22 protein-coding genes are annotated in these 26,298 nt (G+C 61.9%); 13 read left to right on the forward strand and 9 right to left on the reverse strand.

Features of this window, described 5'->3' with window-relative positions:
• The first annotated feature begins 97 nt into the window (after nucleotides 1–97).
• Nucleotides 98–1,963 carry an extracellular solute-binding protein gene (locus SB753_RS06280; RefSeq protein ID WP_410799525.1) on the forward strand — a complete coding sequence of 622 codons (1,866 nt, stop codon included), beginning with the start codon at nucleotides 98–100 and terminating at the stop codon, nucleotides 1,961–1,963.
• Nucleotides 1,964–2,053: 90 nt separating this feature from the next.
• On the opposite strand, the gene SB753_RS06285 is transcribed toward SB753_RS06280, so the two are convergent.
• Nucleotides 2,054–3,022 carry a Tim44 domain-containing protein gene (locus SB753_RS06285; RefSeq protein WP_088174062.1) on the reverse strand — a complete coding sequence of 323 codons (969 nt, stop codon included), beginning with the start codon at nucleotides 3,020–3,022 and terminating at the stop codon, nucleotides 2,054–2,056.
• Nucleotides 3,023–3,108: 86 nt separating this feature from the next.
• A complete protein-coding gene (locus SB753_RS06290) occupies nucleotides 3,109–3,591 on the reverse strand; it encodes a CBS domain-containing protein (protein WP_020066856.1) in 483 nt (160 codons plus the stop codon).
• Between the two features lie 146 nt (nucleotides 3,592–3,737).
• Between SB753_RS06290 and nhaR the strand changes: the two genes are divergently transcribed.
• Nucleotides 3,738–4,634, forward strand: a complete 897-nt coding sequence (nhaR, locus tag SB753_RS06295; protein ID WP_088174060.1) for a transcriptional activator NhaR — start codon at nucleotides 3,738–3,740, stop codon at nucleotides 4,632–4,634.
• Nucleotides 4,635–4,819: 185 nt separating this feature from the next.
• Entirely contained in the window at nucleotides 4,820–6,379 is a 1,560-nt protein-coding gene (locus SB753_RS06300) for a methyl-accepting chemotaxis protein (protein WP_020066858.1), read from the forward strand.
• A gap of 87 nt (nucleotides 6,380–6,466) precedes the next feature.
• On the opposite strand, the gene SB753_RS06305 is transcribed toward SB753_RS06300, so the two are convergent.
• From SB753_RS06305 to SB753_RS06315, 3 genes are all read right to left on the reverse strand, one after another.
• A complete protein-coding gene (locus SB753_RS06305; protein WP_020066859.1) occupies nucleotides 6,467–7,609 on the reverse strand; it encodes a porin in 1,143 nt (380 codons plus the stop codon).
• A gap of 883 nt (nucleotides 7,610–8,492) precedes the next feature.
• Nucleotides 8,493–8,642: a hypothetical protein gene (locus tag SB753_RS06310; RefSeq protein ID WP_410799527.1), complete on the reverse strand. Its 150-nt coding sequence runs from the start codon at nucleotides 8,640–8,642 to the stop codon at nucleotides 8,493–8,495.
• A 164-nt stretch (nucleotides 8,643–8,806) separates the two neighbouring features.
• Complete coding sequence (locus SB753_RS06315) at nucleotides 8,807–9,013, reverse strand: hypothetical protein (RefSeq protein WP_087752044.1); 207 nt, start codon at nucleotides 9,011–9,013, stop codon at nucleotides 8,807–8,809.
• Between the two features lie 435 nt (nucleotides 9,014–9,448).
• Between SB753_RS06315 and SB753_RS06320 the strand changes: the two genes are divergently transcribed.
• From SB753_RS06320 to SB753_RS06330, 3 genes are all read left to right on the forward strand, one after another.
• A complete protein-coding gene (locus SB753_RS06320; RefSeq protein ID WP_020066862.1) occupies nucleotides 9,449–10,768 on the forward strand; it encodes an MFS transporter in 1,320 nt (439 codons plus the stop codon).
• A 49-nt stretch (nucleotides 10,769–10,817) separates the two neighbouring features.
• On the forward strand, nucleotides 10,818–11,777 hold the full coding sequence (locus tag SB753_RS06325; protein ID WP_410799528.1) for a dihydrodipicolinate synthase family protein: 960 nt from the start codon (nucleotides 10,818–10,820) through the stop codon (nucleotides 11,775–11,777).
• Between the two features lie 95 nt (nucleotides 11,778–11,872).
• Nucleotides 11,873–12,967 carry a LacI family DNA-binding transcriptional regulator gene (locus SB753_RS06330; RefSeq protein ID WP_193610932.1) on the forward strand — a complete coding sequence of 365 codons (1,095 nt, stop codon included), beginning with the start codon at nucleotides 11,873–11,875 and terminating at the stop codon, nucleotides 12,965–12,967.
• Here SB753_RS06330 and SB753_RS06335 read toward each other — a convergent pair.
• The 4 genes from SB753_RS06335 to SB753_RS06350 all read right to left on the reverse strand — a co-directional run bounded on the left by SB753_RS06335 (nucleotide 12,959) and on the right by SB753_RS06350 (nucleotide 18,268).
• Complete coding sequence (locus SB753_RS06335; protein ID WP_410799640.1) at nucleotides 12,959–14,170, reverse strand: PLP-dependent aminotransferase family protein; 1,212 nt, start codon at nucleotides 14,168–14,170, stop codon at nucleotides 12,959–12,961. The two genes, SB753_RS06330 and SB753_RS06335, sit on opposite strands and share 9 nt — an antisense overlap.
• A 46-nt stretch (nucleotides 14,171–14,216) precedes the next feature.
• Nucleotides 14,217–15,389 carry an NAD(P)/FAD-dependent oxidoreductase gene (locus SB753_RS06340; protein WP_204522014.1) on the reverse strand — a complete coding sequence of 391 codons (1,173 nt, stop codon included), beginning with the start codon at nucleotides 15,387–15,389 and terminating at the stop codon, nucleotides 14,217–14,219.
• Between the two features lie 145 nt (nucleotides 15,390–15,534).
• Nucleotides 15,535–17,034, reverse strand: coding sequence for an aldehyde dehydrogenase family protein (locus SB753_RS06345; protein WP_410799530.1), 1,500 nt, complete (start codon nucleotides 17,032–17,034; stop codon nucleotides 15,535–15,537).
• Nucleotides 17,035–17,239: 205 nt separating this feature from the next.
• Nucleotides 17,240–18,268: a DUF1338 domain-containing protein gene (locus SB753_RS06350; RefSeq protein WP_410799532.1), complete on the reverse strand. Its 1,029-nt coding sequence runs from the start codon at nucleotides 18,266–18,268 to the stop codon at nucleotides 17,240–17,242.
• Nucleotides 18,269–18,448: 180 nt separating this feature from the next.
• Between SB753_RS06350 and SB753_RS06355 the strand changes: the two genes are divergently transcribed.
• The 7 genes from SB753_RS06355 (at nucleotide 18,449) to SB753_RS06385 (ending at nucleotide 26,220) form a co-directional block, all read left to right on the forward strand.
• Nucleotides 18,449–19,354, forward strand: a complete 906-nt coding sequence (locus SB753_RS06355; RefSeq protein WP_088174055.1) for a LysR substrate-binding domain-containing protein — start codon at nucleotides 18,449–18,451, stop codon at nucleotides 19,352–19,354.
• Between the two features lie 103 nt (nucleotides 19,355–19,457).
• Complete coding sequence (locus SB753_RS06360; RefSeq protein ID WP_410799534.1) at nucleotides 19,458–20,186, forward strand: hypothetical protein; 729 nt, start codon at nucleotides 19,458–19,460, stop codon at nucleotides 20,184–20,186.
• Nucleotides 20,187–20,497: 311 nt separating this feature from the next.
• Entirely contained in the window at nucleotides 20,498–20,746 is a 249-nt protein-coding gene (locus tag SB753_RS06365; RefSeq protein ID WP_027804445.1) for a hypothetical protein, read from the forward strand.
• Nucleotides 20,747–21,031: 285 nt separating this feature from the next.
• Nucleotides 21,032–21,442, forward strand: coding sequence for an RcnB family protein (locus tag SB753_RS06370; RefSeq protein WP_410799536.1), 411 nt, complete (start codon nucleotides 21,032–21,034; stop codon nucleotides 21,440–21,442).
• Between the two features lie 530 nt (nucleotides 21,443–21,972).
• Nucleotides 21,973–24,291: a sigma 54-interacting transcriptional regulator gene (locus SB753_RS06375; protein WP_410799538.1), complete on the forward strand. Its 2,319-nt coding sequence runs from the start codon at nucleotides 21,973–21,975 to the stop codon at nucleotides 24,289–24,291.
• The gene (locus SB753_RS06380) at nucleotides 24,281–25,498 is read left to right on the forward strand and encodes a DUF917 family protein (protein ID WP_410799539.1); all 1,218 of its coding nucleotides are present in this window, start codon (nucleotides 24,281–24,283) and stop codon (nucleotides 25,496–25,498) included. The genes SB753_RS06375 and SB753_RS06380 overlap by 11 nt, the downstream gene beginning before the upstream one ends.
• A complete protein-coding gene (locus SB753_RS06385) occupies nucleotides 25,495–26,220 on the forward strand; it encodes an aspartate/glutamate racemase family protein (protein WP_408415899.1) in 726 nt (241 codons plus the stop codon). The genes SB753_RS06380 and SB753_RS06385 overlap by 4 nt, the downstream gene beginning before the upstream one ends.
• Nucleotides 26,221–26,298: the final 78 nt, after the last annotated feature.

The following is a 26,298-nucleotide window of genomic DNA, read 5'->3' on the forward strand; positions in this document are numbered from 1 at the left end:
CGCAATAACGTCGCTATGGCGACACGCTGCATGAAACGCCGGCGGCGCGTGGCGGTCCAATTCACCTACGAATTGGAGCATTGCGCCAAGGGAGTTTATGACTCACACGAGGTTTCGCGCGCGCGACATCCGGCGCCTGCTGGTCGCGCTCGTGCTCGGCGGATCGGCCATGTCGATCGCGAATCAGGCGTGCGCCGTCTACGCGATCGCACAATATGGTGAGCCCAAATATCCGGCGGACTTCAAGCATTTCGATTATGTGAACCCCGACGCACCGCGCGACGGCACGCTTGTCCTCGCGAACCCCGATCGCCTGACGAGCTTCGATAAATTCAACCCGTTCACACTGCGCGGCAATCCGGCGCCCGGACTCGGGCTAATGTTCGAGAGCCTGACCACCGGCAGTTCCGACGAAGTCGCGAGCGCGTATTGCCTGCTCGCCGACGACATCGACGTGGCGCCAGATGGCCTTTCGACCACCTTCCACATCAATCCGCAAGCGCGCTTTTCAAATGGCGACGCGGTCACGGCCGAGGACGTCAAGTTCTCGTTCGACACGCTGAAGAGTCCGCAGGCTCTGCCGCAGTTCTCGGTGTACTTCGCGCAGATCGCGCGGGCCGTGGTCGTCAACCGCCTCACGATCCGCTTCGATTACAAGGTCGCGACGCGCGAAATGCCGCTGCTCGCGGGCGGAATCCCGGTGTTTTCGCACAAGTGGGGCATGAGGCCGGACGGCACGCGCATTCCTTTCGATCAACTCGCATTCGAGAAGCCGATAGCGAGCGGAGATTATCTGATCGACAAATACGACAACGGCCGCACCATCAGTTACAGGCGCAACCCCAATTACTGGGGCGCCTCGCTGCCGGTGCGCGTGGGCACGCACAACTTTGCGCGCATCGACTACAAGCTGTATTCCGACGCAGTCGCCAAGCTGGAGGCGTTCAGGGCAGGCGAGTACGACGTGCTGGTCGAGAACGTCGCGCAGAGTTGGGTGCGGCGCGACGTCGGCAAGCGCTTTGACAACGGCGAGCTGATCAAACGGGAGTTTCCTCACCACAATGGCGCCGGCATGCAAGGCTTCTTCATCAACTTGCGACGGCCGATTTTTCGCGACGTGCGGGTACGTCAGGCACTCGATCTCGCGCTCGACTTCCAGTGGCTTAACCGTCAGCTATTTTTCGATCAGTACAAGCGCACTGGCAGTTTCTTTGCCAACACGGACTTGCAGGCGACCGGCAAGCCAGGCGAAGGCGAGCTAGCGATTCTGGAGCCTTTGCGCGGACAGCTAGACCCGGCCGTGTTCGGCGAGATGCCGCAACAGCCCGACACCGATCCGCCCGGTTCGCTGCGCGCCAATCTCGTCAAGGCGCGCCAACTGCTGGCGCAGGCGGGCTGGACTTATCGCAACGGGGCGCTGCGCAACATGAATGGGCAGCCGTTCGTATTCGAACTTCTCGACGACAGCGGTAGCGGCACGTCCATGGAGCCGGTCGCCGCCGCGTTCGGCCGCAATCTGCAGAAGCTGGGGATTACGATGAATTTCCGCACCGCGGATTTTGCGCTCGTGCAAAAGCGCCTCGACGCGTTCGACTTCGACATGACAACCGTGCGATTGCCCGATGTCCAGGTGCCGGGTACCGAACAGCTTTCGCGTTTCGGCAGCAAGTATGCGGATCAGCAGGGTTCCGACAATCTGGCCGGCGTGAAGTCGCCGGCTATCGATGCCATTCTGCGACGAGTGGTATCGGCGCAAACGCATCAGGAACTTGCCGACGCGACACACGCGCTCGACCGGGTATTGATGAATGGGTACTACGTGATCCCGCACTGGTATTCCGCAAGTCACCGCATCGCATATAGTCGCGACCTCGGCTATCCCGCGAAGCTTCCGCTATATTTCGCCGCCGACGAATGGGTGCTGTCGACATGGTGGAAAAAGAGTTCGGCCAATGCCAGATAGAGCGCAATAGTCAGTGGCCGATTAGCCGCTTTCTCATGCTCGCGGGGAGCATCCATTAATAGATGCCCCCGCGAATTAACACCCGTTTCCTTAACGGTCGAGCTGCTGAATGCCCGCAAGCCGCCACGCCTGGTCGCCCTGTACGCTGCGAACAATGTTCCACACCTCCTGGAACGGCTGGGCAGCCGCTGCGCCGTCTTCGCGCATCAGGCCGTAGAAGCGCACGCTGACGAGCGTCTCGTCCGCGGTGTTTTCCACGCCCAGCACTTCGGCTTCCAGTTGCGGCACTTCCGTACGATTCGGCTCACTGCCGCGGCTTTCCAGATCGCGCTTGATTTGCGCGAACATTTCCGGCGTGGTCAGTTCGAACAGGTCGCCTTGCTCGTTGCGGTCCCATGCGCCTTGCAGACGCATGAACATATTTTTCGCCAACGCCACCAACTCGGCCTGATCGAGCCCGAGCGGTTGCACGGGCCCCGTTACTGTGCCCGTTGCTCCGGCCGGATTCGTCGCGGCGCGCTGCATGCCGAAAAAGTTCGTGTCCGGCCGCGCGTGACCGGCCTGGTTGTGAAGCGGCGAGCCGTTGGTCTGCGACCGGTTCGCGGCGCCGTGTCCATAAGCCAGATCCGGGCGGCGCCGATTGGCGATGAACCTGAACAGCATCACGCCGGCAACGACCACGAGACCGATCAGCAGCACATTCGACAGCATTTGCGCGAGACCCGCGCCCAGGCCAAGTGACGACAGCAGCGCGGCAATACCAAAGCCAGCGGCGAGGCCTGCCAGCGGACCAAGCCAGCGGTTGCGCGCCGGCGTGGCGGCCGGCGCCTGCGCGGCCTGTTGCGCCGGTTGAGCTTGCTGGCTTCGTTGCGCCGGAGCGGACGGCGACGCCATCTGCGACTGGCGCCCAATGCTTTGACTGCCGCCGACGCGCTTTGCTTGCGCGTCGTTGGCCGCGAGCGCGCCAATCGCGAGCACGCCCGCGAGACCGAGCGCTACGGTGCCGCGTGTCACCTTGCCGGCAACGCGCCGCAAGCGATCGATAGTTTGCGTATACATATGAACCTCTCTTGATGTGTCAGGGGCCGCCCGCGCCGCGCGTCATCTTTTCGCGGCTACCTTACGGACAGTAAAATTTTTCGTCGTTAAACTTGCCATCGGCCAGCCTGCATTCCGCCATGCGCGGACTGGGAACTGTTGCCGTGAATGTAGTGCTCCAACTGCTGGATCGTGTGTTCCTGCTCCGACATCTGGCTCTTGATCAGGTCGCCGATCGACACCATTCCAATCACCTGCCCCGCGGCGATCACAGGCAGATACCGTATGCGGTGGCCGGTCATGATTGCCATGCACTCCTCGGTCGTCTGCTCCGGGCCGACGTAGCGCACCGCCGTCGACATGATGTCGCGAACCGGCGTATTACGCGACGAACGGTCCATTAGAACGATCTTGCGCGCGTAATCGCGCTCCGTGACGATGCCGGCAATGCGCCCTTCGTGCGCCACGATCAGCGCGCCAACCTGCCGGTGAGCCATGATCGCAATCGCGTCGTACACCGACGCCGACGCTTCGATCGACCAGACTGTCTGGGACGCTTTCGAACGCAGAAACTGTGCAACGGATGCCATAAGTCACCTCTGTCAGCTCTAATTGCCGCCCGCTAACGCCTCGGGCCGAGCCTTGAATCTAACCGAATGGGAGACAACGGAAAATTCGTATTTTTGTTGCTGATCATTCGAAAAAACCGTAACGTCGTTCGATTGACGGAGGGAGCGTGAACTTCAAGCATCTGTACTACTTCTGGGTCGCGGCACACGCGGGTGGCATCGTCCGTGCCGGTGAGCAACTTCACATCACGCCGCAAACGCTGAGCGGGCAGATCAAACTGCTCGAGGAAGCGCTGGATAAAAAGCTTTTCAAGAAGAGCGGGCGCACGCTCGAACTAACTGATGCGGGCCGGCTGGCGCTCGACTACGCCGACGAAATTTTCTCGCTAGGCTCCGAGCTGGAAAGCGCGGTGCGCCGCGAGCAGGAGGTCGGCACGCAATCCAGGTTTCGCGTCGGCATTGCGGACTCGGTGCCCAAGGCGATTGCGTACCGGCTGCTCGAACCCGCGCTGAGCGCGCCCGCTTCGCTGCGCGTGATCTGCCACGAAGGCAAGCTGCACGCGCTGCTCGCTCAACTGGCCGTGCACCGCCTCGACCTGATCATCGCGGACGCGCCCATCCCCGCCGACGTCAATATCAAGGCGTTCAATCACCCGCTCGGCCGCTCTACCCTGAGCTGCTTTGGCGCCGACGCGCTGCTGCAGGGCGTGCGGAAGCGCTTTCCCATGTCGCTCGGCCAGTTGCCGCTTCTGCTGCCAGGCACCGAATCGGCAGTGCGCCGCAAACTGGATCACTGGCTCGCGTCGCGTGCCATCTCACCGCGCATCGTCGGCGAGTTCGACGATAGCGCGATGGCACTCGCGTTCGGACGCGAAGGCCGCGGCCTGCTCTTCGCGCCGACGGTGCTGGAGAACCAGTTACACGCCGAACAAAAACTCACTTCCGTCGGGCAAATCAACACCATCGTCGAGGAATTCTTCGCGATCTCGATCGAACGTCGCATTAGTCACCCGGCTGTCGCGACGATCATCGACGCCGCGCGCAGCGAACTGTTCAATGCGTAGCGTCGCGCGCCGTGCGCGCGAACCCCGTGACCACCGCGCAACTATTTGATTTGTTTGGTGCGCGGTGCCGACACGCCCGTCTGACCAGGGATAAAGAATCCGCTTCGACAGCCGTTATGCGAACTATGGCGCTGCCTGGCAAGCGCTCCTATCTCTCGCGCTCAACGAACCGTCGAATCCAATAAATGAACCGTCTGACATTGAAACAGAAGTTATGGGTGCCCCTGCTGCTTTGCTGGGCGGCCCTGCTGATCGTCACCGTAGTGAACGCATTCGAAGCACGTAGCGCACAAATGGACGCACGGCGTTCGGCACTGGCCGATGTGACCGACATGGCGGCCTCGATTGTCGCCGACTACGCGAAGCAGGCGGACGCCGGCAAGCTTTCCGTCGACGAAGCGAAGCAGCAAGCCATTGCCCGCGTCAATGCGCAACGCTACGGCACCTCGGGCTACGTGACGATTGTGCGCAGCGACTCGGTGATGGTCGCGCACCCGATGAGCCCGCAACTCAACGGCAAGGACATGAGCGGCTTTCGCGACGCCAAGGGCAATGCGCTGTATCACGACATCGCCGCCGCGGGCGGCTCGGCCACCGGCGCCGGCTATCTGCGTTACTGGTGGCCGAAGCCCGGCGACACGAAGCCGAGCGAGAAAATCGGCTACGTGAAGCGCTTCGCGCCGTGGAACTGGGACTTCATCGCCGGCGCTTACATGGACGACATTCAGGCGGAGTTCTACGCCACGTTGCTGCGCTCGGGCGGCATGTTGCTGGTGCTGGGCGTAGTCGTGTCCTTTGTCGCCTCGCGCGTGGTGCGCAATGTGTCGCGCTCGATCGGCGGCGAACCGTCCGCTGCGGCGGAAATCGCCACGCGCATCGCCCGCGGCGATCTCGCTACGCGTATCGACTTGCGCCGCGACGACACCTCCAGCCTGCTGTTCTCGTTGCGTGAAATGCGCGATCAGCTTGCGGCCACCGTCGCTCGCATCAAGAACTCGGCCGAAACGATCACGGTCGCCTCGAAGGAAATCGCCGCAGGCAATCTGGACCTGTCGAGCCGTACCGAAGAACAGGCCGCGTCGTTGCAACAAACCGCCGCCAGCATGGACGAGCTCACCAAGACCGTCACGCAGAACGCGGGCAACGCAGCAACTGCGTCCGAACTGGCAAAGGACGCATCGAGCATCGCCGCGCGCGGCGGCGAAGTTGTCAACGACGTCGTTCAGAAAATGGCCGGCATCACGGACAGCTCACGCAAGATCGGCGAGATCATCAGCGTGATCGAAGGCATTGCGTTCCAGACGAATATTCTCGCGCTCAACGCAGCCGTGGAAGCAGCACGCGCGGGTGAGGAAGGCCGCGGCTTTGCGGTTGTGGCGGGTGAAGTCCGCAATCTCGCGCAGCGCAGCGCGACAGCCGCGAAAGAGATCAAGGTGTTGATCGACCAGTCGGTTGAGCAGGTCGGCGAGGGTTCGACGTTAGCCGGGAAGGCCGGCAGTACGATTGGCGAGGTGGTAGAGGCGGTGGGCCGCGTCACGGCGATCATGAACGAAATCGCGGCGGCGTCGAATGAACAGAGTTCCGGCATCGGCGAAGTGAACCTCGCGATTCGCCAGATGGACGACGTCACGCAGCGCAATGCCGCACTGGTCGAACAGGCTGCAGCCGCGGCAGGTTCGCTCGATGAGCAGACCGAGCAGTTGCGCGAGGCTGTCGCGGTGTTCAAAGTCGGCCAGCCTGCCTGATCCGGCTGTTGCGTTCAAACGGAACGCGCATAAAAAAAGGTGCCGCGAACGGCACCTTTTTGTACAACAAGCAGCTTCTGTTGAAGCTTAGAAGCGGTGACGCAGACCGACCGTAGCAGCCGTCTGGTTCTTCGACGACGACGGAGCTTGCGTGATGTCGCCGCTGTAGATCGAAGCGACACCGCCGTCGCCCATTGCGTGCTGGTACACGGCTTGAGCGTAGACGTCCGTACGACGCGACAGAGCGTAGTCAGCCTGCAGGCCGATCTGGTGGTAACGAACCGACGTCGAGCCACCGTTTGCGGCAGTGCCATAGCCCTTGCCGTCGGTGAACGTGTACGCCACGCCCAGGCCGAGAGCCGGGGTCAGGTTGTACTTGCCGTTGACTTCGTAGTTGTTAGCGCGCAGCGATTGCTGAACGCCTGCAACGTTGTCGATACGCGATTGCGTCCATGCCAGACCGACAGTTGCCGGGCCGAAAGCGTACGAACCAGCTGCACCGAATTCACGCTGACGGAAGTTGCCCGTTGCGCCCAGGAAGCCGCCGTCGGTCGCGCCGCCGTTGCTAGCCGTGCCAGCAGCGTTCGTTGCGCCCGGGTTGTTCTGCTGTGCGTAAGCAGCGCCCAAACGCAGACCTTGCCACTGGTAAGCAGCACCGAGGCTGTATTCGCGGTTGTTTGCGAATGCGCCAGCCTGGTTCGAGAAGCCGTACGTGCCGCCGAACGTGAAGCCAGCGTAGTTAGCGCTCGAGTACTTGACCGAGTTGTTAACTGCGAAGCCGCCGTTCGTGTTCAGGTTGTCGTTGTTGAACGGGTGCGCGAAGTACGTGCCGCCCCAGCTGCCCGTTGCGGTCAGCGGTGCCAGGAAGTCTTGCGCTGCGTCGTATTGACGGCCCAGCGTGACCGAACCGAATTGCGCGCTCGACAGACCGACGAATGCCTGACGGTTGAACATGCCGTTGTTGTTAGCGAAACGGCCGTTGTTGACGTTAAAGCCGCTTTCCAACGTGAAGATTGCCTTCAGGCCGCCACCCAGGTCTTCCGAACCGCGCAGACCGAAACGGCTCTGGTCGATGCCGCCGCTGCCGGCTGCCCACTTCGAGTTGTGAGCAACGTTGCTCGTGTAGGTCACGCCAGCGTCCAGCAGACCGTACAGGGTGACGCTGCTTTGTGCGTGAGCGACGGAAGCGAACGATGCGGCAACCGCAACGACGATAAGACTCTTTTTCATGCGTGGGACTCCTGTTCGATAAATTTTCGCGGGGGAGCGGGACCAGCCTCGGTAGTACGCGAACGCGCCACCGCCCTTATCGCCGAACCGTTCTGGCCCGGCTGGGGCACCCTCTAAACGAAGCGTGAGTGTAGGGGGCCACCCGGACAACGGACGCCCGCAATTCGCACAACACGGTCTTGCCGATTTGGCAATAATCGATTGCCCTTAGGGGCTAAGTCTTTGTTTTTGGGAAAGTTATCGCAATGAGGGTCAGGCCATCGACCTGCTCCGGACATAAATTATTTGCAACTTTTCAATAACTAAAGTTGTGCGAATGCAACAGCCTGTAATACGGCCGAAGTAATGCGCGGCGTAGAAAAGCGTACTTCCGGAATGAATAGTTGATGATTAATTGCGCAGTGTGGGCGTCATTACGGGCGCGGGATCAATCATTTGAAAAGGCGGGGAACTTAATTGACTGGATATAGTCGCGGTTAATCCGCACCTTTCGCGGTAATCGGTTATCGCGGCATTCAGCGACTTTAATCAACGTGATTATTGGCGTGAACTGCTGGCGCCGTGAGGAACCGGAGAACGTTGGCCGCAGCGCTTCGGCCGAGCCAATGAAAAACCACCCTTCAGGCGGCCGAGGGGAAAGTGCGGCACAAATGCCCCATAAATACGTATTCATGGCTAGTAAGTGAAGCCTTCAGCACGGGCGTGTCCGGAGGTGAACTGCGACGCCGACCGCCGCGTGACCAACCCTGTGCTGAAAGCGGACGGCAATGCATCGAACAGCCTTCCATCTACATTAACGGCACGACCGTGCGTCTTTTCACACGTAGATTCCCTAATTCCAGCAGCGCTGTTGCCGTGCTCTGCGGCGGCTGGCGAGACTGCCTTAGAGTGCATCGTCGTCGGGAGCGCTGCCTGGGGTCTGCGGGTCCGTGTCTGGCGCCGTGCCGGGCAGCGGGCGCGGCTGCTCTTCTGGCGCGTCGAGCGGCTGATTCGAAGGGTCGGCTACGGGATCGACGGTCGGATCGGTTTGCATGACAGGCTCCTGTGGACGGGAAGGACTCCCGCCGACAGCATCGCAACCGTTATTCCCGCGAACGGCGCTCGCAGCGCGCTGCCGCACCCATGCGCGACGATGTAGAAACCGCCGAAGCCGCAAGTGAAATTTTCACAAGGCGTCAGTGCGGCGTCCCACATACATCAATGACGGTCCGGACCGCGCTGCGATGAATCGCCGGCGGCGCCATTAAGAAACGGCTCCAGCCCGAATAGCCACGCGAAGCAGAACGTCACCGCCGGCAGCAGCCCGATCTGGCGGTGAGCCGCGCCCTCGCTCACGCCTGCGAGGGGAGTCGCGAGCAGCGGTTGAGACTGGGGAAACTCGGTAGCAGTCTGGTCAGGTTGCATGGTTGTTCTCGTTATCGAAGCTGTGTGGACACAAAGGCATCGAGCGCTGAGCAAACCGTGTGCCTGCTGCCGCGTTGCATTTTTGCCCGCTCTTAGCAACAGCCGGTGATGGTCGGTGTTTACCCGTCAACCTGCTTTTCGAGCTTGCACCTGCCAGCGAGGCGACACAAAATGTAAGCGCTATCATCAATCTTCCGGCCGCCCTAAGAGCGCCCGTCGGAAAAACTGCGAACGCTTGCGTTTCAAATGTAAGCGCTAACAGTAGAGATGGTGGTCTACAGTTTGAAGGTACCGCAAGGGATCAAGCGCCGATCGCCACCACGAAGGTGGCATACCCCCGCCAGCGCCCGCTTGAATCGCCGCACAACTCACGGTCGCCCGACACCGCATCGGTGCGCCCCGCCTGAATCGCAACATGAAACGGAGACAACGATCATGAGCGCAACGTCGAGCCACGAGCAGCCCCCGCCGAAAATCCGCCGCGCCCAGGTCGTGGCGCTCACGCTGCTGATGGTGAGCGGCATCGTCAACTATCTTGACCGCGGAACGCTCGCCGTCGCCAATCCGTTGATCCGTCACGACATGGGCCTGACGCTCGGGCAAATGGGACTGCTGCTGTCCGCATTCTCGTGGAGCTATGCGCTCTTCCAGTTGCCGGTCGGCGGCCTTGTCGACCGGATAGGACCGCGCAAACTTCTCGGCATGGGGCTGATCGTGTGGTCGCTCGCGCAGGCCGCCGGCGGCTTCGTCTCGACGTTCGGCTGGTTCGTGCTTGCGCGGATCCTGCTCGGCATCGGCGAAGCGCCGCAATTTCCGTCGGCAGCCCGCGTGGTCAGCAACTGGTTTCCGTTGCGCGAACGCGGCAAGCCGACCGGCATCTTCAATTCGGCGTCACCGCTCGGAACCGCGCTCGCGCCGCTCTGCCTGTCGGTGCTCGTCGTGAACTTCCACTGGCGATGGGCATTCATCGCGACCGGCGCGGCCGGTCTGATCGTTGCGGCCGTATGGTTCGCGGTTTATCGCGACCCGGTCAAGGCGACCATGAGCGAGGCAGAGCGCCGCTATCTGGAAGGCGACGAAGCGGACCGTAAGCCGGCACCGGCCGTCACGTTCGCCGAATGGCGCTCGCTGTTCTCGCACGGCACCACGTGGGGCATGCTAATCGGCTTTTTCGGCTCCGTTTATCTGAACTGGGTCTATCTGACATGGCTGCCAGGCTACCTGACCATGGAGCGCCACATGAGCCTGATGCACACCGGCGTCGCCGCGTCGGTGCCGTTTTTCTGCGGTTTCCTCGGCTCGCTCACGGCCGGCTGGTTTTCCGATCTCATCACGAGCCGCAGCGCGAGCCCGGTCGCGAGCCGCCGTAACGCCGTGGTCATCGCAATGCTGGGCATGGTCGCGTTCACGATTCCAGCCGCGCTCGTCGAGAGCAACGTGCTGGCAATCGTCTGTATCTCGGTCGTGATCTTTCTCGCCAACGCCGCATCCGCGAGTTCGTGGGCGCTCGCGACAGCGGCCGCGCCGCCGAACCGCGTCGGCTCGCTCGGCGCGATTCAGAATTTCGGCGGCTTTCTCGGCGGCGCACTCGCGCCGATTTTCACCGGCTATATCGCGCAGACGTGGTCGTTCGTGCCGGCCTTGCTGACAGCCGCGGGCATCGCGTTTATCGGCGCGATGAGTTATCTGCTGCTGGTGCGCAAGCCGATCGCCGACACACCCGCCACGAACGAGACGATCCAGGCACCGGCATGAACCGTTCGCCTCTCGCCCGTCCAATCAAATTCTTCTGGAGCACAACAGCATGACAATCGCGAAGCCACCCACCGTGTCAATTGAAGGGATTGTTCCCGTGATGCTGACGCCGTTCGACGACTCGGGCGCGATCGACTACGCCGGCCTTGAACGTCTGATCGAATGGTATCTCGCGCAGGGATCGGACGCGCTGTTTGCGGTCGCGCAGTCGAGCGAGATGCAGTTTCTTAGGCTCGCCGAGCGCGGCGCGCTCGGGCGGTTCGTCGTCGAGAAGGTCGCGGGGCGAATCCCTGTCGTGGTGTCCGGCCACATCAGCGACGATCCGGACGCGCAAGCCGAAGAACTAAACGTTGCGGCAGCGACGGGCGCACAAGCCATTGTGTTAGTCACCAACCGGCTCGATCCCGCGCGCGAGGGCACGCAGGCATTTGCCGCGAATCTGAAGCGATTGCTCGCGCGTCTTCCGTCCGACCTGCCGCTCGGCCTGTACGAGTGCCCCGCACCGCATCGTCGCCTTCTTTCGGATGACGAACTAAAACTATGCATAGACACTGGCCGCTTCATCATGCTAAAGGACGTGAGCTGCGATCTCGCGACCGTGAAACGCCGCGTCGCGCTGGCGCAAGGCTCGCCGCTGAAGATCCTCAACGCCAACGCGGCGATTGCGTGGGACGCGATGAAAGCCGGTTCGGCAGGCTTTAACGGCGTGTTCACCAACTTTCATACTGACCTGTACAAATGGCTGCGCAACGACGCGGCCCGGGACCCTGCCCTCGCAGATGAACTCGCGACGTTCCTTGTGCTCGCCGCCGTCTCCGAATCGCTCGGCTACCCCGCGCTTGCGAAGATGTACCACCAGCGCATCGGCACGTTCAATTCGATTCGCTGCCGCGTAATCGACTACGACGTCCGCGAACGGTTCTGGGCGCTGGATGCGATACTCGACAAGATCGTGGCCGGCACCGAGCATTTCCGCGCTCGCATCGCAGCACTGGATTCGAGCCGCTAGCGATAACCCGTGCCTCGCGCGATCGTCGCGGCTACGCCAAGAGTGACGCAACGGTAAGATGTCAGGCTTTCAGCTTCACCCCGCACTCCGAACTCATGTCCGACACGCCCGACACACCAGACACAACCGGCTTCGCCGCTACAGCCCGAACTCAGACGAGCCGCGTGCGCCGCGGGACGGGCCGCACGGTGTTGTCGGATGTTGCGAAGCTGGCGGGCGTATCGACCGCGACCGTATCGCGCGTCTACAACGAGCCGGAGAAAGTATCGGCTGCGGTGCGCGAGCGCGTCGAACAGGCGGCGCTCGCGCTGAACTGGTTTCCCAATGCCGCGGGGCGCGCGCTTGCGTCCACGCGCAGCCACATCGCGGGCATCATCATTCCCACGCTAGACGATCAGGTGTTCGCCTCGCAGGTAAGCGGCATGCAAGCCGCGTTTGCGACGCGCGGCATTACGCTCGTTCTCGGCTGCTCGAACTACGATCCCACGCAAGCGCTCGTGCAGGTGCGCGCGATGCTCGCGCGAGGCGTCGAGGCAATGGCCATCGTGGGTGAGGCGCATCCGCCAGAACTTTTCGACGCGTTGCGGCTCTACCGCGTGCCGTATGCGGTGACCTACGCGTACCGCAAGGAGAGTCCGCACGTCTGCATCGGCTTCGACAATTTCGCGGCGTATGTGCAAATGACCGAACATCTGATCGCCCTCGGTCATCGCTCATTCGCGGTGTGCATTCAGCCGACGCGCGACAACGACCGGGTGCAGGCGCGCGTCGCCGGCATTCGGGCGGCGCTCGAACGTCACGGCCTCGCGGTGCGACCCGAACACATGTGCGAGGGGGAATCGACAATCGCATTCGGGCGCCGCAGTCTGCGCTCCATCTGGCAAGCGGCGAGCGAACGCCCGACTGCTCTTATCTGCGGCAACGATCACATCGCGCTTGGCGTGCTGCGCGAAGCGGAAGAACTCGGCATTGCCATACCGCGCGAGCTATCAGTAACGGGCTTCGACGATCTCGAGATATCCAGAGAGATTCACCCCACGCTCACCACGATGCGCGTGGATACGCGTGAGATCGGACAACTCACCGCGCAATATCTGCTCGACATGCTGGACGGCAAGCGGGCGCAACGCGGTCAGGAAGTGCACGCGCTACTGCAGGTCAGAGAGTCGACGGGGCCGGCGTCACGATAAGACAACGTTGCGTGCCGCAGTGTCGTATGCGCGCCGCAAGCGCTTTGCGCCTTCTTCGATATCGGCAATACCCGGCGCCGCAAACGACAAACGCAACGACGCAGGGTCGATCCTGTCCGCGAAAAATGCCTTGCCCGGCACGAACATGACCTTGTTCTCGATAGCGTGCTGTAGAAGCGCAGAGGCGTCGATGCCTTCGATACGCGCCCAGACAAACATGCCGCCGTCAGGCCGATGAAACTGGAGCGTATCGCCAAACTGCGAGCGCAGTGCTTCGCATAGCGCCTCGCATTTGCGCCCGTACATTTCGGTGATGCGCGGCAGGTGTCGTTCGAGCGCACCGTCGGCCAGATATTCGGCGGCAATGGCCTGCGTCCACGGCGCACTGCACAGGTCGACGGTCTGCTTTGCAATCACACAACGGCGCGTGATTTCGGCCGGTGCGATTGTCCAACCTACGCGCAGTCCAGGCGCGACGATCTTCGAAAGGCTCGCAAAATGCACGACCCAATCACGTGAGCCCTCTACTTCGGCCGCAAGAGAAATGATCGACGGAACCGCGACTCCGGAAAAGCGCAGATCGCCGTATGGGTCGTCTTCGACGATAAGAAACTTGTATTGCACCGCAAGCTTCAGCAAGGCGATGCGGCGCTCCCGCGTGATGGTTGCGCCGGTCGGATTGGCAAACGTCGGAACCGTATAGAGCAGCTTCGGGCGCGCAACCGTACCCGACGCCAGAAGCTCGGCGAGATGTTCGACGTCGAGGCCGTGCGCATCCACCGGCACGGTAACGATTTTCGCCTGCTGAAGCTTGAGTGCCTGAAGCGTTGCCGGATACGCAGGCTGTTCGGTGAACACGACATCGCTTGGACTCACCAGCACGCGAAGCAGCAGGTCGAGTCCCTGCTGGGAGCCCGTAGTCACCAGCATTTCGTTCAACGCGCATGGCACGCCGCGACGCGCCATCAGGCTTATGAGCTCGTGCTTCAGACGCGGCAACCCGTCGGTCGGCCCGTACTGCAGACAGCTGTTCGGGTCTCGATATGCGCGAGCTTCGGCCTGCTGCAAACCGTCGACATCGAACAGATCGCTAGCCGGATAGCCGCCCGCGAACGAAATCATGCCTGGCTCACCCAGATACTTGAACAGTTCGCGAATCGGAGAGCCCGAAGGATTCTGGAAAGGAGCGGTGAATTCGTACATGTTTGCGGCGGCTGAGCCCAGGTCGTCAAGCATTATTCGTGGTCGCCTACACCACGTTTTTTTCCACGATGGGGCGGTTTTCGAGCAGACGGTCCCAGTTCAGCGAAGAGAGATCGAGCGACACGTAGCGTCCATTCAGAATCAGTTCGCTTACGCCGCGGCCCGTTGCGGGGCCCTGCTGAAGACCATGTCCGCTGTACCCGTTCGCGAACACGCAGTTTTCGATTTGCGGGTGATAGCCGATGATCGCGTTGTGGTCGAATACGTTGTACTCGTAATAGCCAGACCAGCAGTTCGCGACACGCAGCGCTTCGAACTCGGGCACACGATGCGCAAGCGTCGGCCAGATGACGTCGTCGAAAAGGCGGTGATCTACCTCGTCAAGCGGCAGATCGTCAGGATCGTTATCCGCGCCCGGCGATGTGCCGCAAATGTAGGTCTTCCCTTCCGGCCGGAAATAGACGCCGGTCGGATCGATCAGCAACGGACAGTCTGCGAGGCGAGCCGGAGACGACACATTGAAAATGCTGCGACGGCGAGCAAAGACCGGAATGTCGATGTCCATCATGCCGGCAATCTTCCGCGCCCATGCGCCAGCCGCGTTCACGACCGTATCGCAGGCGAAGCGCTCGCCATTGCTGGCGATGACGTGCGTGATCTTGCGGCCCTCGCGAACGACACCGGTCACATCGGCGGCAATGTAGCGCGCGCCGAGCGACTGCGCTTTCTTGCGAAGCGCCTGCACGAGGCCATAGCCGTCGAACCATCCTTCGCCGCTCTCCCCGAAGGCGCCCGACGTGAGGTCGGCCACATTCAGCCAGGGGAACCTGGCTTTCAGCGCCTGCTGGTCCATCAGATTGATGTCCGCGCCAAGGCTCTTCTGCAACGCGTGGTTTTCGCGCAGCGTTGCGTCGCCGGCGGCCGTGGCGAGGAACAGGTAACCGCCTTCATGCAAATCGATCGAGGGCTTGTTGCCGTCCACTTCAAGAAGCTCGCCGATATTGCGCAGAAAGTCGATACCGTACAGCGACATCTGAATCGATAACGGCGTGGAGAACTGCTGCCGGATCGAAGCGGCCGATAATGCCGACGACGACTTCGCGTAGCTCGGATCACGTTCGATCACGGACACGGAAACCGTCGGATCGGAAGCGCGCAAGAAGTAAGCAATAGAACTGCCGATAACGCCGCCACCGACAATAACGACTTGTGAACTCACGACTCGCTCCAGGTTGCACATGACCGGGCTGCCCCGGAAAGGGCCCGCCGGGATACAGTGACCGACTTGTCCGGCAGGGCCGCAACGACAGCTCGCGCAAAAAACGGCCGTGGTTAAACAGCCGTGCACGTGCAGCGCAAAACGCTCAGCCGATGTTGAAATCGATGCCCTGAGCGAGCGGCAGTGCCGACGAATAGTTGACGGTGTTGGTCGCGCGCCGCATATAAGCTTTCCACGAGTCGGAGCCCGATTCGCGACCGCCGCCCGTTTCCTTCTCGCCGCCGAACGCGCCGCCAATTTCCGCGCCGCTCGGTCCGATATTCACGTTCGCGATACCGCAGTCGCTGCCCGACGCCGACAGGAAGCGCTCCGCTTCACGCAGGTCAGTCGTGAAGACACATGACGAAAGACCATGAACCGCTGCGTTGTTTCCGCCGATCGCGTCGTTGAAGTCGCTGTACTTCAGCACGTAGAGAATCGGGGCGAACGTTTCCTTCAGCACGACCGACGTTTGCGAAGGCATTTCGACGATGGCCGGACGAACATAGAAGCCCTTCTCATTGCCGGCAACCGCATGACGTTCGCCGCCGAACACCTTGCCGCCTTCGCTCTTTGCCTGTTCGAGCGCCGCTTGCATGCGGTTGAACGACTGTTCGTCGATCAGCGGTCCCATCAGCACGCCCTGCTCCAGCGGATTGCCGATCACGACCTTGCTGTATAGCGCCTTCAAACGTTCGACGGCCTTGTCGTACACGCTTTCGTGAACGAACAGGCGGCGCAGCGACGTGCAGCGCTGACCGGCCGTGCCGACCGCAGAAAAGACGATACCGCGCAGCGCCAGTTCCATATCGGCGCTGCCGGAGACGATGCCCGCATTATTGCCGCCGAGTTCGAGAATCGAGCGGCCAAAACGGCGCGCCACTTCGACGCCGACCGCGCGGCCCATTTCCGTGCTCCCCGTCGCGCTCACGATGTTGGAACGCGGGTCGGCAACCAGCTTGGCGCCGACCTCGCGGCCACCGTTCACGACGCTCGTCAGGCCTTCGGGAGCGTCGCCGAATTCCTTCAACGCGTCTTGCAGGATCTTGTCGACTGCCAGCGCGGTGAGCGGTGTCTTTTCCGATGGTTTCCAGACGACCGCATTGCCGCACACCAGCGCGAGCGCGGCATTCCACGACCACACGGCTGCGGGAAAGTTGAACGCGGAAATGACGGTGCACACGCCGAGCGGATGCCACGTTTCAGCCATCCGATGACCCGGACGCTCCGACGCGATCGTCAAACCGTAAAGCTGACGCGACAGGCCGACCGCGAAGTCGCAGATGTCGATCATTTCCTGCACTTCGCCAAGGCCCTCCTGAAGGATCTTGCCGGTCTCGAGCGTGATGATGCTGCCGAGCGCGTGCTTCTGCTCGCGCAGCTTGTTACCCAGCAGACGCACCAGTTCTCCGCGACGCGGCGCCGGCACGTTGCGCCAGCTTGCGTAAGCCTTCTGGGCGCTGGCCAGCGCGGCGTCGACCTCGGCGACCGTCCGGCTCGCAACGCGGCCGATGAGTTCGCCGTTGATCGGCGAATGGACGGCAATGTCGCCCGCTTCCGCGAGGTGGGAAATGCCGAGTTCCGAGAGAATGGCGGATGCTTTCACGATTGAGACCTCTTTGAATTTCCAATACGAAATTTTGGTACGTTCGGAAACTATACACGCGCGGGTTTTTGCCGGCAACATCAACCGCTTCCGCTGCCGCCGCGCGCTCGCAAGCGTTATTTCTGATAGGAAATGCCGCCTGCATTCTGATCGGAACGCCTTATCAGCATGAGCCACCGGCCTGAATCACCGGCCGGAGACACACCTACTGTGCCGCGTTCGCGGTCATTTTGAAAATGCCTTGCGCATTACCGGCGTCGAAACGCAGGTCCGTGACCCAGCTACGCGATGCCTGATCGAAAGTGCGCTTGCGAGTAATGAATTCATAGAAGGAGCCAGGCACAGTACGCGTGACGAGCTTGTCGCCAGTGGACCTGAATTGACGCTCGACCGTATCCGCGCGATAGGCGGTCTGGAAGACGCGGCCCGAGCGCGAGCGCTCGACTTCGGGCTTCATGGGCCGGCCCTTGCCCTTCTCTTCGTCCGACAGCGTGAACACGTCTTCCACGCGATCCGTCGCGTGATTGAAGGCGTTGCCTTCGGTAGCGATCCACGCCATTTCGGCTGATTCGCGTAACAGGACTTCGTAGTCCGCCTCGCTCGGCAGATCGTGCTGGCGAGCGAACGCGCCGACAATGACCGGCAGCAACTTGTGAGCTGCGTCGATAGCAAGCGAGCCTTCACGCTCCAGTTCCCAGAGTTGCGATACGGCGAGCGGCGTCAACGGATCTTTCGACGAATGGACCACGTTAGTGACCGCCTGCTGGAACTCGCTGGAGAAGCGTTCGGGATGCAACTCGCTCACGAAGAACTGCGCGATTTCATCGGGCGCGTCATCATGCGCGTACGCACGGCCGGTCATGCCCAGTTTGTCGAGCGGATAGCGGCCGTTCAGCCTGAAGCCAAGCGGACGCAAGATGCGAGTGAATGCAGCCTCGCCAGGAGGCAGCGCCCCGTTGTTCTCCCACCTCACGGTGCGCAACGCGCCGTGATCGAAATACACAGAGCCGCCGTTCGCGATTGTCTCGGTCGTATAGGCGCGCCCATTCGGCGAACGCTCCAGTAGATCCTCGAATAAGGCCATGTTCATCGCCTGCGCGAGTTCGGCGCGCGTCACCGTGCCGTCTTCCCAATCCGCCAGTGCGCTCGGAAATCTGAGGGTTGTAAAGAGCGACTCCGTTTTGGCCGGGCCAAGCAGTTTCAGTAACAGGCGTTCAACGTTCGAATTGCGCATCTGCGTTTCTCTCGGGGGCGCGCCGCCGCAGCGGGAAGGTGTTCATCGACGGCATACCGGAACTGGTAGCCAGAAGGTAGGCGAAGGGGTAGCCAAGCTTACGTGATTCTCATTATTCAAAGTGTTGCACCCGCCGTAAAGCGAGTTTAAATTGCCACTTGATGACTTTTTGGAATTAACATGCGCAAGTTCAAGGTTCCCGGCACGAGCGCGTTGCTGGCCTTCGAGGCCGCGGCGCGGCACGAAAGCTTCACTCATGCTGCGAAAGAGTTGTCCCTGACGGAGAGCGCGGTTTCGCGGCAGATCCTGACGCTCGAATCGAATCTTGGCGTGCGCCTTTTCGTTCGTTCGAAGCAGCGCGTGATGCTGACTCGCGCCGGTCGTCTGTACGGTACGCAGGTGCGCCGGGCGCTGGAGAATCTGGATCGGGACACGCTGTCGATCATTGCGCACGGCAGCGGAGGCGGTTACCTGGAACTCGCGGTGCTTCCCACGTTTGCGTCGCAATGGCTGATTCCGAGAATGAAGGACTTCAACGACCGCAACCCGGACGTTCGAATCAACATGGGTGTTCGCACCGACCCGTTCCCGTTTGAGGAGTCGCATTTCGAGGCCGCCATTCACTATGGCAAGCCGACCTGGCCGGGCACGTCGTCGGACTATCTTTTCGGCGAGGAAGTCGTGCCCGTCTGCGCGCCGTCACTGCTTGCAAAGCCCGTCAGGAGAGCGCACGAATTGCTGAACTACCCGCTTCTCCATTCGACGACGCGCCCCGACGCCTGGTCCCGCTGGTTCGCCAATCTCGGCGTCGAAGATAACGCCACGATGCAAGGCGTCCGGTACGAACTGCATTCCATGCTGATTAGCGCCGCGGCCGCAGGACTCGGCGTGGCCCTCGTTCCAAAATTTTTCGTCGACGAACAGCTGTCGCAACTGGGCCTCGTCATTCCGCTCGCGGCCACCACGGTCGAGGAATCCGCGTATTACCTTGTCTATCCGACAGAGCTAAGTCACGGGAAGCCACTCGAACTCTTCAGAACCTGGCTGATTGAGGAAGCCGGCGCGTATAGCGCGGCAAGGCGCTGACGCGGCGCGTCACGGGCGCCCACGGCATGGCGCTTGCGCAAACCGGAGTGCCGGGCCATGTGCGCGGCACCAGGCGACCTCTTCCCTCTCTGCAGGAGACACCATGAAACTTCTCACGACACAAGACGGCCTGCCGCGGCTGTCATGGGGCCCGATTTTCGCGGGCGTTATTCTCTCGATGATCGTCTATCTGGTCATGAGCGTGCTGGGCACGGCTATCGGCGCGTCGCTGCTCGCGCCGATGTCCAAACCCGACCCGTTGCAAGGCTTCGGCTTCGGCTCCGGCGTGTGGGTAATCATAACGACGGTTCTCGCGGTCTTCGTCGGTTCGTACTACGCAGGACGGTGCGCGCCCGTGCTCGGATGGCTGCATGGCCTGCTAGCATGGGCTGTCATGACGCTGTTCATTCTCTATGGAATGACTTCGCTCATCACGGGAGCGGTCAGCACTGCAGGAAGCGTTGCGGCGACGGGTGCGCAAGTCGGCGCGCAAGTGGGCGCGACCGCGGCCAATCAGGCAGGCGGAGCCAATTCCATCGTTGACACTGCCAAGCAGCAGATGCAGTCGGCCATGGCGTCGGCGGCGTCGATGGCGTCCAGCCCCGAAGCCGGACAACGGGCCCGCGAAACCGCTGACACGGCCGCGCGCGGCGTCGCTCGCGCCAGTTGGTTCTCTTTCGCAGCGCTGATCGTCGGCGCGATTATCGCGATCGTGTCGGGCAGTGCGGGTTTCCGCCATCAGCCGCCGATTGAAGAAAGCGGCGGCTCGGCCATTGGCCGCAATGCAGTACCGGGCAGCAATCGCGTTGTTTCGCCGCGAAGCAGAGCCTGAACTGCAACTGAAAGAGACGGCATGCGGCCCGCCTCGGGTTGCATGCCGCCGCATGTCGTCGTGCACCGTCGAGTGCGGAGATATGTTTTAAATCGCAAAGGCCGTTGCCACAAATATTTAACATTTGCTGTTGCAAGGAAAAAGACGTTGGATTCCCCTTGCACCTAATGCTATGTGCATTCTCCCCAAAAAAATTGCCGACCGCTTTAGCCGTCCGTCAATAATCGCCCCCATTGGTTATTTGCCGCATTTGGACTAATGTCTAATAACTCTTGGTTAGACAACAAGAACGAACGTTGCGAGGTGGGGGCATGGTCACTTTAATAGACCTGGAGATCGCGCATCTGGGGCGAGTCATGAGCGCGTCAATGACAGGAGATCTCGCGGGGCCGATCTTGCCGGCCGCATACTGGCGCCTGCGGCTTCATCGACTACTCGATTCGCAGCACCTTACGAATGCACAATTGCGCTCACTCGACCTTCTCCTGCTGCGACTGGACGAACTCGAGGCGCAAGCTTCGAATAGCACCGCAGCCGGAATTGCAATCAGCATGAGCTAGTCAATGCAGTGCCGCGATAAGCCTGCAACGGAGAATTTCGAACGCATTTTTCCGATGCGGGGCATAGCTTCGAATCGCGAATTTGCATAAAAGCGTGAGGGGAACTGCGGCTGTCTGCTATGCGAATGCACGCAAAACATTGCTAGTTGCGCGAGCAACGGTTGGCAAGATTTCGTGTGCGCGCAGGTGACCTGGGTCCGCTAACATACAAACCTGACAGATTCAGATCGGGCTGTCCGGTTTGGTGCCCTGCACCTTCACGCTGCTAATTCCAGGAGATAGTTAATGAATAAATCCCGCATATTTCTCGCGTCGATGGTGAGCGCGGGTATGCTGGCGTCGTCGCTCGTTCTCGCACAACCGCCGCACGACAACCCCGGCAAGGGCGGCGACCACGGTCATGGGGAGAGTCACGGTCACGGGCCCAACCATGGTCATGAATCGAACGGTCATGACCCCAAGCAGGTGCCACCCGGACACAGCCCCGACGGCCCAGGCAACTCCGCGAACGCGCCCGGACATTGGCGCAAGGGCGATCGCCTGCCTCCTGAATACCGCGACCGTCAGTATGTGATCGACGACTGGCGCGCGTACCGGCTGGCTCCGCCGCCGCGCGGCTATTCGTGGGTCGGCATTGGCGGCGACTATCTGATGGTGCAGATTTCAACGGGAGTCGTCCTGCGCGTCGGGCCGTAAGCACCGATCGGCCGGCCGTTGCATCGGCCGGTCATGAAGCAATAGATTGCCACGCTCCCGTTGCCGGCGACCGTGGCAATTTCTCCATCAAAACCCGCGCAACAAAGCTGCAATCAACTGGCTCTTCAACCACCCCGCATCACATCGCAGGCCCGACAGCGGCCACATGCACTCCCTCCACACGTTGCACACGATTGACACGAAGCGCGCAGCAGCTAAAGAACCGTTGACGCGGCGCCGTTATATCAACCACGTATCGTGAGTCGGCGCGACGCGCTTGCGCCGTCGCGGACGCTCTTCTTTCTGTGCTTTTTGCCATACCCGATGAAATGCGCATAGATACTTGCGCCAAAATTAATTTCGAACGACAACATCGACAACCAACCTTCATACTCTGTCACTTCTTAGGCGGGCTACTCCGACAGCGGAATCGGAAGCTCGTCAGACAGGGAATCGATGCATGACCGCCGTCCTTGCGACGGCCATTTCCGCGTAGCGCCGCACGCGGATCATGTGGAGCTTACTTTGTAATGAGTTATACCCCAGTCGTTCCGTTCGCCACCGACAAGGCCGACTCCGGCTCTTTCGTAGGCGGCGCACCAGCGTTTCGCCAACTGGTCCGGATGATCGATCGGGTTGCTCCCACCGATCATCCGCTGCTTATTTTCGGGCCGACCGGTTCGGGCAAAGAACTCGTTGCGCGCCGTGTTCACGCACACAGCCTGCGCCAGGATCAACCCTTCGTCGACGTCAATTGCGGCGCGATTCCCGAACACCTCGTTGAAGCCGAACTGTTCGGGCACGTCAAGGGCGCGTTCACCGGCGCGGGCGAAAACCGCCAGGGGCTTTTCCAGCAAGTTGGCAAGGGCACGCTGCTGCTCGATGAAATCGGCGAATTGCCGCTCGCGCTGCAGCCGAAACTACTGCGCGTACTTGAAACGCGCACATTCCGTCCGCTGGGATCGTCGACCAGTCTGCGGTTTGCCGGGCGCGTGGTTGCCGCGACACACCGCGACCTGCGCGAGCTCGCGCGCGCGGGGCTGTTCCGCGAGGATCTGTTCTACCGGCTCGCGGTCTTCGTACTCGCGGTGCCGGGCCTCGAGCAGCGCGTCGAGGATATCCCCGCGCTCGTCAACCACTTCGCGTCACAACACACGCGCCGGCTGGAGTTTGCGCCGGCCGCGCTGCGTCGTCTTGCGCAGCACCCGTGGCCTGGTCATATCCGGCAATTGCGCAACCTGGTCAGCCAGTTGAGCGTGCTCGCGGAAAGCACGGTGATCGACGTGGATACGCTCGAGCCGTTTCTCGCCAACGAGACCAGCGGGCCGGTATCGCGCGCGAGTCTCGCCGATATGCTGATGCAACTCGAAGGCCGCGACAAGCTCAACGCCGCCGAAGATTTGCTGATCGACCGCGCACTCGAACGGACGAGCGGCAACAAGAGTGCGGCCGCCGCGATGCTCGGCGTGGGTCGCAAAACAATCGAACGGCGTCTGAAGTCGCGAGAGGAACATCACCGTGAAGCGCGCAAGTGCCTGGAGCATGCGAGTGCGCTGATCGAAGAATCGAAATTTGCCGAAGCAATTCCGCCGCTGCGCCGCTGTCTCGACGTGCTGCAAACGCCGAACGAACAGGACCCCGTGCGCCGCCTCCAGTTCGACGCCTACCGCCTTCTGGGCATGAGCTTGCGCAGCGTGCACGGCTGGCTGTACGCGGAAGCCACGGCCTGCTACGCCGCAGCGCTGGCGGTCGGTGAAGGCGTGTGCTCCCCCGCTGAAATCGCCGCAATCCAGTTCGGCATCTGGACCACGCAGTTAACCACGCTGCAGCTCAAGCAGGCACGCGCAACCGCGCAGAACATGCTGGAGCGCGCGCAGAACGCCGGCGATCGCGTGTCGCTCGACGAAGCTCACGTCGCCATGACCAACACGCTGTTCTGGCTCGGCGACAGCGAAGAAGCTCTCGCCTGTCTCGCGCGCGGCAATCTGCTCGGCGTGGGGCGCAACGACATCCGCACCGGCTCGCAAGGAATCGACCTGGCGAGTCTCGCGTTGACGTTCGAAGGACTCGCCGCCTACCAGATCGGCGCCTTCGGACAGGCACGCCGCGCGATGGAAATGCTGATTTTGCGCACATCCGAACCCGGCGTGCACGCGCTCGCTCACGTCGTCAATTTGCAGGGCGCCGCCTGGCTCGCCGCGCTGTTCGACGACGTGGAACGGCTGGGTCAGCTTGCGAGCGAACTGGAGTCGGTGTCGATCGCGCACGGCTTCGCGTTCTATCGCGGAGTCGGGCAGGTGTTGCGCGGCTGTCATCTCAGCGCGCTCGGGCAGGCCGACGAAGCGGAAACTGTCATGCTCGACGGCTACGATAACCACGTCGTTTGCAATGGCGGTGCGCTCTTCTATTCGTTCAAGACGTGGCAGCACGGGGAATTGCTGCTGCGCGCCGGCCGCGCGAAAACGTGCGAGGCGATTCTGGCTACGGCTATCGACGAAACGCTCGCCCGTCAGGAGCGCGTGTATCTGGGCAAGCTACTGGTCACGCGAGCACGCGCGCAGTGGGCGCTCGGCGACGTGAACGCCGCGGAACTCGGGCTGCGCACGGCGCTGTCGACGGCGCTCGCGTTCGGCTCGGTGCCTGGGCGCGTGGATGCCGCGCACCACCTCGCCGATTTGCTGCGCTCGACTGGCCGCGTAGCCGAAGCCATCGAGACGCTCGAGCGCGGCCTGCGTGCGTTGCCGACGGATGCAACGCCTCGCGTCGCGGGCGCCGCGAATCTGCTTGCCGAACTCCAGCAACATGCTTCGTTCCACAACTACACCAAAGGAATCGTAAATGGCATATGAGCTACGCCGGGAAGATCTCGAACCGCTGCTACTGGGCGCAGCTTTCTTCGGCAGCGGCGGAGGCGGCACCATCGATTCCGCACGGCATCTGGCCGCGCACTTCGTAGCCGGCGACTACTATCCCACCGACACTGTCAAGGTCGTTTCCGTCGATGAAGCGACCGAGGGCGCGGCCGTCATGGTCGCCTATCTCGGCGCGCCCGAAGCGATCAACTCGGCGACCTACCCGCTCGGCCCCGTGACGGCGGTGCAGAACGTTCAGGCTCGGCTCGCCTCGCAATCCAAGAAACTCGCCTATGTGATGCCGCCGGAAAGCGGTGCGCTGGGCTTCACGGTGGCTGCACTCGTGGCGGCGAAACTGGGCCTTGCGGTCATCGACGCCGACGGCGCCGGGCGCGCGGTGCCCTCGTTGCCGATGCTGACGTTCGCCGCTGCGGAAATCGATCCGCGGCCCGCGTTCCTCGTAAGCCAGGGCGGTCTTTGCGTCGAACTGAATGTGACGCCGCGCGGCGGCAGCGAAGGCGCGCCGACTCATCAGCGGGACGTGTCGGCGATCGTCGAACAGATGATGCGCCCGGTCGTGGCCGATCCGGAGTTCGGCCAGTTCGGCGGACTCGCGATGTGGGTGATGACGCCGGCCGATATCGGCCGCGCGACGCCGATTCGCGGCACACTGACGCGCGCACTGAAACTCGGGCGCGCGTTGCAGAGCGGAGAGATCGGCAGCGCCCGGCAGATGACCGCCTATCTCGTCGAACGTTGCAGACTTGCGGCGCGCGCAGTTTCCGAACCGGGCGAACTGGTGTCGGCCGAAGTCGATACGAGCGGCGGTTTCGACGTCGGCAAGATTCGCATTCAGGCTGGACAGCATACCTATACGGTGATGTATCAGAACGAGTCGCTACTCGCATGGGACAGCACGTGTGCACAGCCGATCGTGCTCGCGCCCGACAGCGTCGCCTATTTCGTCGGCGGCGAGGGCCAGGCAGTCTTTAGCAATGGCGACCTTGTCAACGGCGACGGTTCGCTGAATCCGGCAATCGGCAAACGCCCCGTGACGCTGATCGCCTGGCGTGCCGAAACGGAGTTGCGCAAACCGGGCCTCATTCTCGACAGCTTCATGCAGTTGCTGAACTCGCTTGGCTACCTCGGCCCTTACGTGCCGCTGGAATCGCTGCAGTCCGCACGCACTGGAGATGCATCTTGAACTCGCCCATTCGTATCTGTGTGCTCGTGCCGGTTGCCACGTCCCAGTACAACGACCGCATCATGAAGGCGATTGCGCCTGTCGTGCCGCCCGACGTCCAGGTGGAGATTCGCAACATCACCGCGGGTCATCCCGACATCGAGAACCGCACGAACTGGCTGCAGAACGGCATGCCGGTGGTCGAGCTCGCGCAGTCCATCGCCAACGACGGCTTCGACGGAATCTGGCTCACCGACTTCGACATGTGCGGCGTCGAAGCCGCGCGCGAAGTGATCGACATTCCGATCATCGGCGGCTTTCCGGCGTCGGCGTTTACGGCCCTCGCGCTCAGCCAGCGCTTCTCGATCATCACCATCCTGCAAAGCACGCTCGCGATGCAGCGCGGTCATCCGCAAACCTACGGCATAGAAGACACCTTCGCGTCGATTCGCGCGATCGACTGCCCTGTCGCGCAGCTCGAGAACATCGACGTCGTGGTTGTCCGCACCTTCGAAGCGGCATTGAAGGCGATCAAGGACGACGGCGCTCAGGCAATTCTGCTCGGCTGTACGGGATTCGTAGACGTGGCGAGCCGGGTCTCGACGCTGCTCGGCGAGGCGCTCGGCGCTTACGTGCCCGTAATCGATCCCAATCAGGCGGGGTTCAGCTTCCTCGTGTCGCTGGTGCGTATGCGCGTGCGCCCGAGCAGGCTCACGTACAGCAAGGTCAGCTTGCAGGCGTAAGCAAGGCCGCTTCTGTCCGCCTCATCCCCGTCCGCCCTCATCCGCTTCATCTGCTTTCGTCCGGCTGCGGCATGCATC

The organism is Paraburkholderia sp. SIMBA_053, from assembly GCF_046534895.1.
GTDB classification, from domain to species: Bacteria; Pseudomonadota; Gammaproteobacteria; order Burkholderiales; family Burkholderiaceae; genus Paraburkholderia; species Paraburkholderia caledonica.

Excerpts from the sequence above, each read along its gene's own strand:
- SB753_RS06325 (WP_410799528.1), top strand. The coding sequence starts at position 10,818 with ATGACAATCGCGAAGCCACCCACCGTGTCAATTGAAGGGATTGTTCCC.
- SB753_RS06280 (WP_410799525.1), top strand. The coding sequence starts at position 98 with ATGACTCACACGAGGTTTCGCGCGCGCGACATCCGGCGCCTGCTGGTC.
- SB753_RS06380 (WP_410799539.1), top strand. The coding sequence starts at position 24,281 with ATGGCATATGAGCTACGCCGGGAAGATCTCGAACCGCTGCTACTGGGC.
- SB753_RS06335 (WP_410799640.1), bottom strand. The coding sequence starts at position 14,170 with ATGTACGAATTCACCGCTCCTTTCCAGAATCCTTCGGGCTCTCCGATT.
- SB753_RS06300 (WP_020066858.1), top strand. The coding sequence starts at position 4,820 with ATGAACCGTCTGACATTGAAACAGAAGTTATGGGTGCCCCTGCTGCTT.
- SB753_RS06285 (WP_088174062.1), bottom strand. The coding sequence starts at position 3,022 with ATGTATACGCAAACTATCGATCGCTTGCGGCGCGTTGCCGGCAAGGTG.
- SB753_RS06360 (WP_410799534.1), top strand. The coding sequence starts at position 19,458 with ATGAAACTTCTCACGACACAAGACGGCCTGCCGCGGCTGTCATGGGGC.
- SB753_RS06350 (WP_410799532.1), bottom strand. The coding sequence starts at position 18,268 with ATGCGCAATTCGAACGTTGAACGCCTGTTACTGAAACTGCTTGGCCCG.
- SB753_RS06355 (WP_088174055.1), top strand. The coding sequence starts at position 18,449 with ATGCGCAAGTTCAAGGTTCCCGGCACGAGCGCGTTGCTGGCCTTCGAG.
- SB753_RS06320 (WP_020066862.1), top strand. The coding sequence starts at position 9,449 with ATGAGCGCAACGTCGAGCCACGAGCAGCCCCCGCCGAAAATCCGCCGC.
- SB753_RS06330 (WP_193610932.1), top strand. The coding sequence starts at position 11,873 with ATGTCCGACACGCCCGACACACCAGACACAACCGGCTTCGCCGCTACA.
- SB753_RS06290 (WP_020066856.1), bottom strand. The coding sequence starts at position 3,591 with ATGGCATCCGTTGCACAGTTTCTGCGTTCGAAAGCGTCCCAGACAGTC.
- SB753_RS06310 (WP_410799527.1), bottom strand. The coding sequence starts at position 8,642 with ATGCAAACCGATCCGACCGTCGATCCCGTAGCCGACCCTTCGAATCAG.
- SB753_RS06365 (WP_027804445.1), top strand. The coding sequence starts at position 20,498 with ATGGTCACTTTAATAGACCTGGAGATCGCGCATCTGGGGCGAGTCATG.
- SB753_RS06375 (WP_410799538.1), top strand. The coding sequence starts at position 21,973 with ATGAGTTATACCCCAGTCGTTCCGTTCGCCACCGACAAGGCCGACTCC.
- SB753_RS06305 (WP_020066859.1), bottom strand. The coding sequence starts at position 7,609 with ATGAAAAAGAGTCTTATCGTCGTTGCGGTTGCCGCATCGTTCGCTTCC.
- SB753_RS06315 (WP_087752044.1), bottom strand. The coding sequence starts at position 9,013 with ATGCAACCTGACCAGACTGCTACCGAGTTTCCCCAGTCTCAACCGCTG.
- SB753_RS06370 (WP_410799536.1), top strand. The coding sequence starts at position 21,032 with ATGAATAAATCCCGCATATTTCTCGCGTCGATGGTGAGCGCGGGTATG.